The 13,021-nt window shown below is 61.2% G+C and carries 10 protein-coding genes and 1 riboswitch; all 10 genes read right to left on the bottom strand.

The features are described from left to right. Nucleotides 1-27: 27 nt before the first annotated feature. A complete protein-coding gene (locus JJQ51_RS12450; RefSeq protein ID WP_095437550.1) occupies nucleotides 28-870 on the bottom strand; it encodes a transporter substrate-binding domain-containing protein in 843 nt (280 codons plus the stop codon). Nucleotides 871-1,595: 725 nt separating this feature from the next. Next, nucleotides 1,596-3,407, bottom strand: a complete 1,812-nt coding sequence (gene atzF / locus JJQ51_RS12445; protein ID WP_145635579.1) for an allophanate hydrolase — start codon at nucleotides 3,405-3,407, stop codon at nucleotides 1,596-1,598. Next, on the bottom strand, nucleotides 3,407-6,943 hold the full coding sequence (gene uca, locus JJQ51_RS12440) for an urea carboxylase (protein WP_269244782.1): 3,537 nt from the start codon (nucleotides 6,941-6,943) through the stop codon (nucleotides 3,407-3,409). The genes atzF and uca overlap by 1 nt, the downstream gene beginning before the upstream one ends. Before the next feature lies 1 nt (nucleotide 6,944). Continuing rightward, a complete protein-coding gene (locus tag JJQ51_RS12435; protein WP_269244781.1) occupies nucleotides 6,945-7,595 on the bottom strand; it encodes an urea amidolyase associated protein UAAP2 in 651 nt (216 codons plus the stop codon). 16 nt (nucleotides 7,596-7,611) lie between these two features. Then, nucleotides 7,612-8,430, bottom strand: a complete 819-nt coding sequence (locus JJQ51_RS12430; RefSeq protein WP_269244780.1) for an urea amidolyase associated protein UAAP1 — start codon at nucleotides 8,428-8,430, stop codon at nucleotides 7,612-7,614. Nucleotides 8,431-8,432: 2 nt separating this feature from the next. Continuing rightward, a complete protein-coding gene (locus JJQ51_RS12425) occupies nucleotides 8,433-9,254 on the bottom strand; it encodes an ABC transporter ATP-binding protein (RefSeq protein ID WP_113329150.1) in 822 nt (273 codons plus the stop codon). Continuing rightward, entirely contained in the window at nucleotides 9,251-10,069 is an 819-nt protein-coding gene (locus tag JJQ51_RS12420) for an ABC transporter permease (RefSeq protein ID WP_113329776.1), read from the bottom strand. The genes JJQ51_RS12425 and JJQ51_RS12420 overlap by 4 nt, the downstream gene beginning before the upstream one ends. A gap of 57 nt (nucleotides 10,070-10,126) precedes the next feature. Further along, nucleotides 10,127-11,200: a putative urea ABC transporter substrate-binding protein gene (locus tag JJQ51_RS12415; RefSeq protein WP_152092900.1), complete on the bottom strand. Its 1,074-nt coding sequence runs from the start codon at nucleotides 11,198-11,200 to the stop codon at nucleotides 10,127-10,129. 74 nt (nucleotides 11,201-11,274) lie between these two features. Next, nucleotides 11,275-11,388, bottom strand: a riboswitch (guanidine-I (ykkC/yxkD leader). A gap of 338 nt (nucleotides 11,389-11,726) precedes the next feature. Next, a complete protein-coding gene (folD, locus tag JJQ51_RS12410; protein ID WP_269244779.1) occupies nucleotides 11,727-12,632 on the bottom strand; it encodes a bifunctional methylenetetrahydrofolate dehydrogenase/methenyltetrahydrofolate cyclohydrolase FolD in 906 nt (301 codons plus the stop codon). Nucleotides 12,633-12,635: 3 nt separating this feature from the next. Continuing rightward, a partial coding sequence (locus JJQ51_RS12405; protein ID WP_269244778.1) for a formyltransferase family protein occupies nucleotides 12,636-13,021 on the bottom strand: 386 nt, incomplete at its 5' end.

Below are 13,021 nucleotides of genomic sequence, written 5' to 3'. Positions count from 1 at the left end.
CGGGAGATGTCCCGCTCCGCTCGGCCATTACTTGTATTCGACCGGGAAGCCGATCTGTGGTGGGGTCAGGTCCTTGCCGAACCAGGTCTTGTAGGACTTGGCGTAGCTATCGAATTCGACGCCTGTCATCGCTTCATGAAGAGCGGTATTGACGAAGTTCAGCCAATCCTGGTCGCCGCGCTTGACCGCGCAGGCATAGGTCTGCGGGTTCCAGCCATAGCCGGCATCCTTGTAGCGGCCCGGGTTCTGCGTCATGTACCAGGCGAGTGATGACTGGTCGGTCGCAACCGCGTCGGCGCGGCCGGATTCCAGCGCCTGGTAGATCAGATCGACGGATTCGTACTGGTCGACCTTCGCGTCCGGAAGGGCGGCATGAACCATGGATTCCGCATAGACGTTCTGCAGAACGGAAACCGTGACGGAAGAGCCTGCCGCCTTCAGCGCCGCATAGTCGGCATACTGGCCATCGGCCTTCAGCATCAGGCCGACGCCTTCACGATAATAGGGAATGGTGAAGGCCACCTGCTGGGCGCGCTCGCCGGTCACGGTCATGAACTGGCAGGTGATATCGACCTTGTTGGTGGTGATGTTTGGAATTCGGGCATCGGACGACTGATTGACATACTCGATCTTGTCGGGGTCGCCGAACAGGGCCTTGGCGATGATGTGACCCATGTCGACGTCGAAGCCCTGCAGCTTGTCGTCAGCGCTCTTGAAGTGCCACGGCGCGTTCGTGCTGCCGGTTCCAAGAACGAGGTGACCGCGCGCAAGCACCTCATCGAGCTTGCTGCCGTCGGCGAGAACGGGCGTGGAAGAGAGGAGTGCGGCGGCGGCCAGCGACATCAGGCCGACGCGCAAGGAAATGGTCATGGTTGTTCCCCTTGGTTAATGGCTTTCGAATAATCCAATATTCCGGACATCTGTCTGTTATCTCGGATAAGGCATATCAAGGGATATACGGGGCAACTTGTCAATAGTGACTGCTGTTGCCGATCGTCGGAGATAGTGAATGGTCAGGCGTGTCTCCAGCCGGATTTACCGTTATCGCCGTCGACAATGCAGTGGCGGGGGCGTGCGGTATCCCTGCGGCAGCTCCCCGCATCAGGCTGCTCTAAGCCATTATCCGGGCAACAAACAAGATTCACTCGATGTTGCTGGTCACTCGCAATGCGAGGGATTTTCCGCGGGACTTGCCGGATATCCGGGTGCCTGCGAAATTTGAGCGCTGTGTTTGATCTGTTGTCAGGCGTTGCCGACGCAAGAAGTCCCACCAGGAGGAAAGTAGCCGTTTGCAACTTTTCTTGAAAGTTGTCCATTCAACTGGATGGCCAGGATGCCGAGCTGAATCCTTGGCCGAGCGAGTGCAGTCATCTCGTGTGCCTGCACTCGCTTATTGGTGTTTTTCCGGCCATCCCTCAAGTCTGCGAGATGTTCTCGTCCGAAGCGTTTAATCGGTCTCTGACCATGCCTCGCTACGAGCGGAGTGAAACTTAGGCCGATCAAGGCTGCCAATTGCCTGGGTTCTCGCAGTCAGGCCATGAAGAACGATCTGCAATGCCCGTAAGAGGGTCTTTCTCATCCTGCTTCTCCTTCATTTAACCTGTGGCATCGGCATCGCGAATGAAATTTCGCCAGCCACCAAATTCGGTGATGTCTCTAGCGTCAGCTACGGCGTGGCTCTCGCAGAGGAATCCGGAAACATGGCTGCCATCTTCAAGCAGGATCTTACCGATCCCCAGCGGCGCCGGAATATTCTGGACGAAGTGGGCGAATGCCGCAGGCGGCAAGGCCCAGACCTCTATTTCGATACCCTTGCCGGCAAAGCCGGGATCGCGCACCAATCCCGGCTTCGGCGGCACTGTTCCGGAAAGGGCGAAAAGCCGATAGCTGCCATCCGTCCGTCCCGTCTTCATCCTGTAGCCGCCTTTTCCGGTGAGTTCATGGTTGAGCGGCATATCGGTCAGATGCGCGCCGACAACGACGATCGGGACCATGTCGGCAGCCATAGGTGTCACACGGCTGTTATCCGGCAGTGCCGCCATACGGTCCTTACCCATCCCGCTTTTCGCCGCTCGATGCATAGCATCGGCGAACGGCGCCAAAGCATCGTCGGTAAAGGCAGGCCCGACGAGCATCACACCGGCCGGCAGATGACCGTCGGCATCGAAGCCTGCAGGTACGGCAATTGCCGCGCAGTCGAGCAGATTGGCGAAATTGGTATAACGGCCGAAATGGCTGTTCCTGACGATCGGATCGGCCTGCATTTCCTCGACGGTGTAGGTTGTGGGCGATGTCGGCAGCATCAGGAAATCGACCTTCTCCCACTCCACCTTCGTCTTTTGTCGCAAAGCCTCCAGCCTGTACTTGCCTTCGAAGGCCGCAACCGCGTCATAGCCTTTCGCCCCCTCGATGATGGCTCTGACCGTTGGATTGAAATCGCTGGCATTACTTGCGAGGAAGTCCTTGACCGCCGCCAGGCGCTCCGCAACCCAGGGGCCGTTGTAGAGCAGTTCGGCAGCCTGTCGGAAAGGTGCATAGTCGAATGGGACGATCTCCGCGCCGAGCGATCTCGCCCTATCGATGGCGGCATCGTAGAGGGTCTCGACTTGGCTGTTGCCGTAGAACTCACGTTCGGCGCCTTCGAGCACGCCGACACGAGGGCGTGCCGATGGCAGGGTCGCCTGAGTTGCGTCCCGTGAGAACGGATCTCGTGCGTCATAGCCTTCCATGATCCGCCGGACGGCGATGCCGTCCCCAACGGTCGCGGCGAACACCGTGACGACATCGACGCTGCGGCAAGCCGGTACGATGCCAACATTGGGAACAAGCCCCGGCGTTGGCTTGATGCCGACGAGATTGTTGAAGGCAGCCGGCACCCGGCCCGAGCCTGCGGTATCGGTTCCCAGCGAGAAATTGGCAAGACCCGCCGCCACTGCAACCGCGGAGCCCGAACTGGAGCCGCCGGAAACATAGGCGCGATCGAAAACCGAGCGGGGCGCACCATAAGGCGAGCGGGTGCCGTTGAGGCCGGTTGCGAACTGGTCGAGATTGGTCTTGCCGATGACGATGGCACCGGCAGCCTTCAGACGCGCAACCACGGCCGCATCCTCCTCGGGATGATAGGCAAAGGCCGGGCAGGCGGCCGTCGTCGGCAGACCTGCGACGTCGATATTGTCCTTGACTGCGAAGGGGATGCCCCAGAGCGGCAGGCTGTTGGGCTCGGGTGCCTTCGCCAGCAAGTCTGTTGCCGCAGCTCGCAACGCCTCTGGAGATGCCAGCGTAATGAAGATTGCCGGATCATCGGATGCCCCGCATCGGGCTATGATTTCCTCCACCATGTCGAGCGGTGAAAAGCCTGCCTTATACGCATCTCGCAGGGAGGTAAGGTCAAGGATAGTGGGCAGCATCAGATTTCCTCCAGAATGACGAGAACGTCGCCGGCCTTGACGTTGCGCCCAGGTGCTGCACGCAGATCGCGGACGCGTCCGGCGGCATGGGCGGTGACGTTAATTTCCATTTTCATCGACTCGATGATGGCCAAAGTATCGCCGGCTGCAACCGGCTGGCCCTCCTCGACGAGTATTTTCCAGACATTGCCGGGCACGGCGCTTTCGATGCCGAAGCAACCTTCCGGTATATCTCCGGCAAGGGCGGGGCCTGCCCCTTCGTCGACGGAGAAGCTGTCGAGCCCCAGCTCTTTCCAGCGTTGCCTTTCCGCCTCGAAGGCTGACTGCTGCCTCGACTTGAAGGCGCCGATCGCCGCAGCCTCGCGTGCGAGGCCGGCCTCGTAGGCGGCGTAGGAGAACTCCATCTCCTCGATCTTGATCGGATAGCCGCCGTGCGGGAAGGCCGCACGCGCTTCATTGAGCTCTTCATGGGTGACGGGAAAGAAGCGGATCTGGTCGAAAAAATTGAGAAGCCACGGCTTGCCCTTGGCGAAGGCCGGCGTCTGCCGCCAGCTGTTCCACACCTGGATCGTTCGGCCGAAGAGCTGGTAGCCGCCCGGTCCCTCCATGCCATAGATGCACATATAGGCGCCGCCGATGCCGACGGCGTTTTCCGGTGTCCAGGTGCGTGCCGGATTGTATTTCGTCGTTACCAGCCGATGTCGTGGATCGACCGGCGTTGCGACCGGAGCCCCGAGGTAGACATCGCCAAGGCCGAGCACGAGATAGCTGGCGTCAAAAACGATGTCGCGCACCGCCTGCTCGTCCGGCAGGCCGTTGATGCGGCGGATGAACTCGATGTTGGAAGGGCACCATGGCGCATTCGGGCGCACGAGTTCCTGATATTTACGCATGGCAAGCTCGGCCTGCGGATCGTTCCAGGAGAGCGGCAGGTGCACGATCCGGCTCGGGACTTTCACCTCATGTGCCGCCGGCAGCGTAGCCTCGATCTCCGCAAGCAGACCCAGCAAACGATTGCGGGTCAGCGTCGTCCCGTCATAGTGGATCTGCAGCGAACGGATGCCAGGCGTCAGGTCGATAATTCCTGGCAGACGCGCCTCGACGATTGCCTGCATAAGCAGATGCACGCGCAGGCGAAGCGCGATATCGAGCGTCATCGGCCCGTATTCGATGAGCAGATTGTCATCACCCTGCCGACGATAGACGACGGGCACCGGGCCACGCTGGTTCTGACCGACGATTGCCGATCCGGTTTCTTCTGGCACGCGGCGGACAGTCGGACCTGCGATGGCGTCGTTCTCTCGCGCCACCGGATGAAAGCGGATTTTGTCGCCCGGCTTGAACTGGCCCATCTTCCATTGCTCGTCGCGCGCGATGACGGCCGGGCAGACGAAGCCGCCGAGGCTCGGTCCATCCGGGCCGAGAATGATCGGCATATCGCCGGTGAAGTCGATCGCGCCGATGGCGTAAGCATTGTCGTGAAGATTGGAGGGGTGGAGGCCGGCCTCGCCGCCGTCGCTGCGCGCCCATTTGGGCGTAGGGCCAATCAGACGGACGCCGGTGCGGGCGCTGTTGAAATGCACTTCATATTCGGTCGAAAACAGCGTTTCGATATCGTCGTCCAGAAAGAAGTCCGGCGCGCCATGCGGCCCATAGACGACGCCGACCTTCCAGACGCGGGTGAGGGCTGCGGGCACGTCCGCCGGCTTGACTTTAGGCTGAGGTGTGCGTGCCAGCCGCAAGACATGGCCTGTTTGAAGCGTGCCGGTGGCATGGCCCCCAAAGCGACCGAGGCCGAAGGTTGCCCTGGAACCGAGCGTGAGCGGCGCGGCAAAACCGCCCGCAACGGCGAGATAGGCACGTTGGCCCGGGCCTTCTATGGCGCCAATGGCAAGCGTCTGCCCTGCCTTGGCGATAACGGCCTCGTCGTGGGGTAACGGAACGCCGTCGAGAGTCATCGGCATGCGAGCGCCTGCAAGCGCGATCGTCACGTCGGAGAAGATCTTGAGCACCGGTCCCGAGACGGTTAGCTCGAGGGCGGCGGTTTCGTCGGCGTTGCCGACCAGCCTGTTGGCATGGCGGAACGAACGCTCGTCCATCGGCCCGCTCGGCGGCACGCCGACGTGCCAGAGCCCCACCCTGCCGGGAAGCTCCTGGATGCTCGACTGCGCGCCGGGCGCCACCACCTCGATCACATCGGGCACGAAGAGAAAATCCTTCAGCGCCGTCGTCGCCACATTGGCGCTGGCGAGCAGATCGGATCCGGCGATGGCCTTCAGATAGTCGAGATTGGTTTCGATGCCGGTGATGGAGCTTTGCGCAAGTGCAAGCTTCAGCTTCTCGATCGCGGCCGGCCGGTCTTCGGCTGCCACGATCATCTTGGCGAGCATGGGGTCGTAATAAGGGGTGACTTCCGTGCCCGTCTCGATCCAGCCGTCGACGCGCGTGCCTTCCGGAAAAGTGACTTCGGTCAAAAGGCCGGCGCTTGGCCGGAAGCCAGCATGCGGCATCTCCGCATAGATGCGCGCCTCGATCGCGGCACCCTTCGGAACAAGCCGGTCATTGCCTGTTATCACTTCTTCGCCAGCGGCCTCGCGGATCATCCACTCGACGAGATCGATGCCATAGACGGCCTCGGTGACCGGATGTTCGACCTGAAGCCTGGTATTGACCTCGAGGAAGTAGAATTCCTCCCGCGCGGGATCATAGATGAATTCGACTGTGCCGGCGGAGCGATAATGGGCGGAGGTGCCGAGCGCCACCGCCGCTGCATGCAGGCGTTCGCGCACGGAAGGCGACAGGCCCGGCGCGGGCGTCTCCTCGATCACCTTCTGGTTCCGGCGCTGCAACGAGCAGTCGCGTTCGCCAAGCGCGATCACCCGACCCTTGCCGTCGCCGAAGATCTGAACCTCGACATGCCTCGCCCGCGAGACAAAGCGCTCCAGATAGACGCGGGCATCGCCGAAGCTGGCTTTTGCCGTGCGTTGCACGCTGTCGAAGGCAGCCTTCAGACTTGCGGCATCGTCGCAAAGCTGCATGCCGATGCCGCCGCCGCCGGCTGTCGATTTCAGCATGACCGGGTAGCCGATTTCCGCCGCGGCCGCGAGCGCCGCTTCGCTCGTTTCGACGAGGTCGCTGCCCGGTAGTAGCGGAACTCCGCTCGCACGCGCCAGTTCTCGCGCCGTGTGTTTGAGCCCGAAGGCGGCGATATTGTCCGCCGTCGGCCCGATGAAGACGATGCCTTCCTTTGCCAGTCGTTCGGCGAAGGAGATATTCTCCGACAGGAATCCGTAGCCTGGATGCACGGCCTCGGCACCGGTTGCCTTGCAGGCGGCAATGACTGCATCGGCATTGAGATAGCTCTCCGAGGCCGGCGCCGGGCCAAGCCTGACGGCTTCGTCGGCCATTAGGGATGCCTTGGAGAAGCGGTCCGCATCGGAATAGACGGCGACGGAGGCAATGCCCATGCGTCGCAACGTGCCGATGATCCGGACGGCGATTTCGCCGCGATTGGCGATTAGTATTTTCTTGAACATCTCAGGCCTCACCGTCCCATACAAGGACTCGGATCGGCGTCGGGTCGAAGCCGTTGCAGGGATTGTTGATCTGCGGGCAATTGGAGATGACGAGAAGCACGTCCATCTCGGCCTTGAGCTCAACATAGTCGCCCGGAGCGGAGATGCCGTCGACGATCGTCATTTCACCTGACGGTTCGATCGGCACGTTCATGAAGAAATTGATGTTGGGCACGACGTCGCGCTTGCCCATGCCGTGCTTCGAGACTTCCAGCACGAAATTGTCCCGGCAGGCGTGAAGATATTTCGTGCCGTGGCCAAAGCGGACTGTATTGCTCTCGCACGAGCACGCGCCGGCAGAGGTGTCATGACGGCCGCAGCTGTCGGCGGTCATCGTCAGCATGACGCGCCCTTCGTTGGAGATGATCCGGGTGCCTGTGGTAATGTAGGCGGCGCTCTGTTCGCGCATCGTGTCCTGGTTGGAATAGCGCTCGGAATAGTCCTCGGCATTGTAGAACAGCGTGTCGATTGCCTGCTGGCCGTAGCTGTCTTCGATGCGCAGCGTCTGGCCCTTGCGCACGATGGTCGAAAACGGCGCTTCGGCAGCGATGAGATGATCCTGCACCGCCTTGTCGAGCGTGCGGGACGGCGCGGTCTGAATGAAATCGCTCATGATCGTCTCTCCCGGTTCAAAGATTGGCGAATTCGTTGTTTTCAAAGCCGCGCACGGCTTCGGCGGTGGCCGTGCGGCACAGATCGTCTTCGGCGATCGGCTGGGCGGCGATGCGGGTCACGGTCACCGGTTTCGGCGCGTAATGCGGGTTTGGATCGAGCGGGTGCGGACAATTGGAAAAGCCGACAATCAGGTCCATCTCGGCGCGAAGATGAACATAGTCGCCGCCATGCAGAAGGTCCGGCTTCCAGGCGAACTTGCCGTCCGCATCGACCCGAACCGGCGCGAAAAGCGTGAAAGCTGCTGGAATATCGCGCCGATCCAAGCCTGCTTTCGTCGCGAGCAGGATGAAATTGTCGCGGCTGTTGCGCAGGTCTTGGCCATATTTTGTCTCATTGGAGGCGGCGGTGGAGCCTCCCATCAGGCAATCATGGGCGCCGGAGGAATCCTCCGTCACCGAGAACATGACACGCCCCATGTCGGAGAAGATTACGCGGCCCTTCGACAGCGCCGTCGTCCATTGCACCTTGACCGTATCGACGAGGTTCAGCCGTTCGCTCGGATCCGCCGCGTTCCAGGCAATCAGCGATACGGAGGAAAAGCCTTGCTCCTGCGCGATGCGCAAAGTCTCGCCCGTCTTGACGCGTGTCGACCAGTACCAGCCGCCGGGCAGGATCTCCCGGTGCAGGACGAGGGAAGGGTCGATTGGCGGGGCGGGAAGCGGACTTGCCGCCGGCAATGCCTTCGGCGCGAATTCCAGCCCCTTGCGTTGATGATCTTCATAGCGCGCACGATTGGCGGCGATCTCTTCTGGCGAACGTCTGACATGCTGCATGGCTAAATATCTCCCGATGGTGCCAGGTCGTCCCGGCGGTGCCCCAGGGAAGAGACCGGGCCGTCCCGGTCGGGGCCAAAGATCGAGGCTGCGCCGGCAATGCGCGGCGGCCAGATGGAAATGTCCTTGGTAATGGTGGCGCCGTAGCGCTCCTTCTCTTCTGGCCGGTCGCGGCGGCGCTCGAAGGCGACGACGCGGGTCGCAAGCGTGAAGGCCTCGCGCATGTCATGGGTCACCATGACAACGGTCATCTGCGTCTCGTGCCAGAGGCGTTTCATCAACGTATGGATTTCGGCGCGGATACCTGGATCGAGCGCACCGAAGGGTTCGTCGAGCAGCAGCACTTTCGGTCGCATGATGAGCGCTTGCGCAAGCGCCAGGCGCTGCTGCATACCGCCGGAAAGCTGGGCCGGGTACTTGTTCTCGGCGCCGGCAAGACCGACTTCCTCAAGAAGCTGACGTGCCTCGTCGGTGGCATGGCGACGCGCCGAGCCGAAAAGCCTTGCCTTGTAGCGCGAGCCGGCAAGTTCCTTGCCGAGCAGTACGTTGCCGAGCGCGGTCAGATGCGGAAAGACCGAATAGCGCTGGAAGACGACGCCGCGATCGGCGCCGGGTTCCGAGGGCAGGGCTGTGCCATCGAGCAGGATCGTCCCGCGCGTCGGCTGTTCTTGTCCCAAAATCATGCGCAGGAAGGTGGACTTGCCGCAGCCGGAGGGGCCGACGAGCGCGACGAAGGCACGCGAGGCCACCGTCAGCGAGACATCCTCAAGCACGATCTGGTCGCCATATTCCTTCCAGACCTTTTCGATTCTGAGCTCGCTCATGTCTGCTTCTCCAGTTCGGACCAGGGGAAGACGGCGATGCGGATGCGATCGAGCAGGTAGTTCATGACCACGGCAAGCAGGGTGATCCAGACCACGTAGGGAAAGATCACGTCCATCGACAGATAGCGACGAACGAGGAAGATGCGGTAGCCGAGGCCGGAATCGGACGAGATCGCTTCGGCGGCGATCAGGAACAGCCAGGCCGGCCCGAGCTGCAGCCTGAGGCAGGTGATCAGTCGCGGCAGGATCTGCGGCAGCACGACGCGAAGGGCGATCTGCCAGGAGGAGCCGCCAAGTGTCTCCGCCTTGACGATCTGTTCACGCGGCAGTTCCAGCGCCTTCAGGGCCAGGTCGCGGATCATCGTCGGCGCAACACCGATGACGATGAGGGCGATCTTCGACGTCTCGCCGAGGCCCATGACGATGAAGAGTATCGGCAGCAGGGCCAGCGGCGGCACCATGGAAATGACGGCGACGAAGGGAGACAGAAGCGCCCTCAGATAGGGGAGCATGCCGATCAGCATGCCCAGGCAAAGCGCGATCGCCGTGGAGATGCCAAGACCGGAGAGCAGCCGGACGAGACTTGCCCCAGTGTCCGACCACAGGAGGTAGTCTCCGGTGCGCGGATCGGCGATGAAGGCCATGCGGTTGATGGCATCGGCAAAGCCGGCGAAATTCGGAAGCAGCTTGTCATTGGCGTTTTCGGCAAGCCTTGCGGCGGAACCGATCGCATAGGCAATGATCAGCAGCGCAAAGGGCAAGAGCGTCAAGGCAAGCTGCGCACCGGGAGTTGGCTTGGTATTGATCCAACGCATGAATGGCTCCGCGAAAGGAAAGGCTGGCGGCGCTGCTGCGCCGCCGTTCAAGGAAGGTCAGAGCAGACCGTCGGCGGCCGACTTCATGTAGGCTTCGGTGAAGCGAAGCTTCACGTTGCTGCCGTCGCCGAGGACTTTGCCATCGGGCATTTCGATGCCGATGACATCGGCGGAAGGCGCGCCATTGCCGAGAAGCCCCTTCTGAAAGAGGAAATTGCGCACGAGATCCATGGTCTTCGGCAGGTTCGGCGAGGTGGTAAAGGTGAGCGCATCGGCGGGCTTGTCGAAAAGGCGGGTCGCAGCGAGCTGCGCCTCGAAGCCCTTGAGGTCCGTGCCCGATGCCTTGCCCATGGCTTCGCGGGCGGCCTTGCCCTCCGCCGTGTCGGCCTTCATCAGCGCGGCGGTTTCATACCAGATACCGGCGAGTGCCTTGCCGAAATTCGGGTTGTCTTTCAGCACATTGCTGTTGGCGACCATCAGATCGATGATTTCGCCCGGCACCTGCGAACTGTCGAAAACCTTCTTGGCGCTGGAGTCTTCGAGAATGGTCGAAACAAGCGGGTTCCAGGTCACGACGGCGGAAACGTCAGGCGTCTTATAGGCCGCTACCATGTCGGCATCGGAGGTATTGACCACCTTCACGTCGCGTTCGCTGAGCTTGATGCTGTCGAGCGCGCGCGCCAGCAGATAGTGGGAAACGGAATATTCGACGAGGTTGACGTTCTGGCCCTTGATATCGGCCAGGCTGGTCTTGTCCTTCAGGATGACAGCGTCATTGCCATTGGAAAAGTCACCGACGATGACGGCCGTCGTATCGACGCCGCCGGCCGCAGGGATCGAAAGGCCATCCATGTTGGTGAGCGTTACGGCATCGAAGGCGCCGGCCGTATATTGGTTCATCGACTCGACATAGTCGTTGAACTGTGTGACCTCGATATTGATGCCATATTTGTCGGCCCATTTCTTGACGATGCCGTGGTCGCTCGCATAGCCCCAGGGCATCCAGCCGACATAGATCGACCAGGCGACCTTGAAGCTGGTCTTCGGCGCAGCACTGGCGACCGAACCAAGCCCGAAGGCCAGCGATACGGACAGGGCTGTGACGGAAAGGATTTTCGAAAAAGTCTGCATTGAAATTCCCCTTTTGCTTTTTTCAAAAAGGGATCGGCAAAGACCATCGCGCCGCCAATCCCTTGGCTTACGAGGTCTCCCGGGCTTTTATCCCGCCGTGCATCCGGTGGGATTTCTCCCCCAGCCGGTGGTGGCTCTCGGACCAGCCACGCTTCATGTGAAGCGCCGGAACCCTAGCCACCAACTCAACCAAATACGAAGCAAATGGCGTGCCAGATCGTAAGTGGTTGATTTTGTTCGAGGGAAGGTGTTATGGTGTTGATGAAAAATTGAGCGATCTGAAAATTTGCGCGGAGAATATGCAATTTTGATGAGCGCGATGATCCTCATTAGACGACTGACAAGGAACGATCGGAAGCAGCAGGCTGAGCTTGCTCGTGTCGAGTTGGATAAGCCTAGTTCTCCTCCCACCTTGTGATAGCGAACTCGCTTAGGAGGCAAAAAACGCTCCTCGTGCTGGTCGATTAACTTTAGCCGTCGCCGATAAACGAGCTCGATGGTGCAGTGGTCTAAACAGCTCTCTCCCTCAAAACCTCGGCGGCTTCTTACCCGCGGCACGATGGGCAGCGATGACGGTATTGGCCATCAGCATGGCGATCGTCATCGGCCCGACACCGCCGGGAACCGGCGTGATCGCGGCAGCGACTTCGGATGCTTCACCATAGGCGACATCACCCACCAGCCGGCTCTTGCCCTCGCCGCGCTCGGGTGCATCGATCCGGTTGATGCCGACATCGATAACGGTGGCACCGGGCTTCACCCAATCGGCCTTGACCATCTCCGGGCGGCCGACGGCGGCCACCAGAATATCCGCACCTCTTGCCACCGAGGCGAGATCCTTCGTGCGCGAATGCGCCGTCGTGACCGTCGCATTGGCGGAAAGCAGCAATTGCGCCATCGGCTTGCCGAACAGGTTGGAGCGGCCAATGACCACCGCATTCAGACCCGACAGGTCCTCGCCATGGATGGAGCGTACCAGCAGCATGGCGCCGGCCGGCGTACACGAGATCAGCCCGGTTTCGAGATCGCCGGTCGCAAGCTTGCCGGCATTGACAACATGCAAGCCATCGACATCCTTCTCAGGACGGATCGACTGAATGATCGCATCGGAATTCAGATGCTTCGGCAGCGGCAGCTGCACGAGAATGCCGTGGATGGAGGCATCGTCGTTCAGCGACTGGACGAGCCTTGCCAGCTCTTCCTGCGTCGTCTCCGCCGGCAGCGTGTGCTGGATGGACTTGAAGCCGCACTCCTTGGCCATCTTGCTCTTGGAGTTCACATAGGCGTGGCTGGCCGGATCGTCGCCGACGATGACGACCGCAAGCCCGGTCTTCACCCCGGCCTCCGCCTCAAGCCCAGCCGCCGCAGCCTTCACAGCCTCGATCACCGAAGCTGCTGCTTGTTTCCCGTCGATCACCGTCGCGAGCGCCATCACTTACCCCATGCGCTCGGAGGCATAGGAGCCTGGGCTTGCCGGGAAGACGACGGTGCGGTTGCCGTTGAGGAAGGTGCGATAATGGATATGGGCATGGATGGCGCGCGCCAGCACCTGGCTTTCCACATCGCGGCCGATCGAGACATAATCCTCGGCCGACTGCGCATGCGTGATGCGCGCCGTGTCCTGCTCGATGATCGGACCTTCGTCGAGATCGGCCGTCACATAATGCGCCGTCGCTCCGATCAGCTTCACCCCGCGCTCATAGGCCTGCTTGTAGGGATTCGCCCCCTTGAAGGACGGCAGGAAGGAATGGTGGATGTTGATGATGCGGCCCGACATTTTCCGGCACAGCGCATCCGACAGAACCTGCATGTAGCGGGCCA

Origin of the sequence: Rhizobium sp. AG207R (assembly GCF_027109195.1) — a bacterium.
In the GTDB taxonomy this organism is placed as follows: Bacteria; Pseudomonadota; Alphaproteobacteria; order Rhizobiales; family Rhizobiaceae; genus Rhizobium; species Rhizobium dioscoreae.
Note: the sequence above shows the minus strand (reverse complement) of the source record. Positions and strands in the feature narration are given on the sequence as shown.

What these genes read in the sequence shown, in the direction of transcription:
- JJQ51_RS12450 (WP_095437550.1), bottom strand. Translation starts at nt 870, where the DNA reads ATGACCATTTCCTTGCGCGTCGGCCTGATGTCGCTGGCCGCCGCCGCA.
- atzF (WP_145635579.1), bottom strand. Translation starts at nt 3,407, where the DNA reads ATGCTGCCCACTATCCTTGACCTTACCTCCCTGCGAGATGCGTATAAG.
- uca (WP_269244782.1), bottom strand. Translation starts at nt 6,943, where the DNA reads ATGTTCAAGAAAATACTAATCGCCAATCGCGGCGAAATCGCCGTCCGG.
- JJQ51_RS12435 (WP_269244781.1), bottom strand. Translation starts at nt 7,595, where the DNA reads ATGAGCGATTTCATTCAGACCGCGCCGTCCCGCACGCTCGACAAGGCG.
- JJQ51_RS12430 (WP_269244780.1), bottom strand. Translation starts at nt 8,430, where the DNA reads ATGCAGCATGTCAGACGTTCGCCAGAAGAGATCGCCGCCAATCGTGCG.
- JJQ51_RS12425 (WP_113329150.1), bottom strand. Translation starts at nt 9,254, where the DNA reads ATGAGCGAGCTCAGAATCGAAAAGGTCTGGAAGGAATATGGCGACCAG.
- JJQ51_RS12420 (WP_113329776.1), bottom strand. Translation starts at nt 10,069, where the DNA reads ATGCGTTGGATCAATACCAAGCCAACTCCCGGTGCGCAGCTTGCCTTG.
- JJQ51_RS12415 (WP_152092900.1), bottom strand. Translation starts at nt 11,200, where the DNA reads ATGCAGACTTTTTCGAAAATCCTTTCCGTCACAGCCCTGTCCGTATCG.
- folD (WP_269244779.1), bottom strand. Translation starts at nt 12,632, where the DNA reads ATGGCGCTCGCGACGGTGATCGACGGGAAACAAGCAGCAGCTTCGGTG.